The organism is Xenorhabdus littoralis, assembly GCF_033949345.1.
In the GTDB taxonomy this organism is placed as follows: domain Bacteria; phylum Pseudomonadota; class Gammaproteobacteria; order Enterobacterales; family Enterobacteriaceae; genus Xenorhabdus; species Xenorhabdus littoralis.
Window position 1 is genome coordinate 1 of sequence record NZ_VCDP01000157.1, and the last position, 1229, is coordinate 1229.

At 50.1% G+C, this 1229-nt stretch carries 1 protein-coding gene; it reads left to right on the top strand.

All coding sequences use genetic code 11. The features are described from left to right. Positions 1-156 precede the first annotated feature (156 nt). Positions 157-1229: helicase RepA family protein (locus tag FE394_RS18815; protein ID WP_319927851.1), on the top strand; the 1073-nt coding region annotated here is incomplete at its 3' end.

Below are 1229 nucleotides of genomic sequence, written 5' to 3' on the forward strand. Positions count from 1 at the left end.
AAAGGCGCGTTTATTGCTCTATCAGCGCTGGATGCAGGTAATTTGCTCTACGTCGCCCAATCAGTCGGGGAACGCTGGTAGGACACGAAAATTATTATTGCCGCAGATAACGACTGGCATCATCCCAGCGAACTGGATAAGAACGGGAGACCGAAAGTGAATACTGGCAAACTCTCAGCAGAAAAAGCGGCCATTGCGGTTAACGGCTGGCTTACATTGCCACCGGGTAATATAAAAGCTGACTGGGACGATTATCGACAACAACACGGTATTGAAGCAGTAAAGCAGGTATTCAGTAACGGGTTATATCAGGCAGGGAAACCCATGAACCTTCACGCAATAGAAAACCGTCATTATGACAATGTCGAAAGCATTTATCCAAAGCGTAAAACAAAGTTACCACTGTCAGTGGGTTCGACAGGATTTGATGCTCAGTTAGACTACGTGGTTAAAGGTATTATCCCGGCACATTCCCTGTGCAGCATTTACGGCGCGAGCGGATCATATAAGAGTGTTCTGGCGGGAGCATGGGGCTGTCATATTGCCACGGGGAAGGCATGGGCAGGAAAACAGGTTGCTCAGGGTTCCGTACTGTACGTCGTCGGTGAAGGCGGGAGCGGCGTGCCACAGCGCATCAAAGCCTGGGAAATCGTTAATGGTCAGACTGTTGAAAATATGTATCTGATCAATACGCCGGTCTTTCCGGCCTCTCCCGCCGAAGTGCATGAGCTGGTGATTGCTGCTCAGCAGGTTGAATCTGAAACGGGCCAGCCAATGCGCCTGATTATTCTGGATACCCTTGCCCGTTGTTTTGGCGGGGCTGATGAAAATGATTCCAAAGACATGGGCGCTTTTGTCCGGGGCTGTGACGAACTGAAAGCCAAAACAGGGGCCAGTATTCTGGTTGTTCACCATTCAGGCAAAGATGAAAGCAAAGGCGCAAGGGGTTCCAGTGCGTTTCGGGCTGCGCTGGATGTTGAATACCGGATCAATCAGGAGGGGGAAAAAGGCGGCGCACAGATTATCACCTGCACCAAAATGAAAGATGCCGAAGAGCCGGAAACCCAAGCCTATGACCTGCGCGTAGTTGAACTTTTTACCGATAAAGACGGTGAAGATATTACACCACTGGCTCTGATTGACAGGCCGCGCGATCCGGTTGAAGAGGAAGAAATCGGACTCATTGCCAATAAAACCGATAACCACACAGCATTGTGGCAGTGTATCCG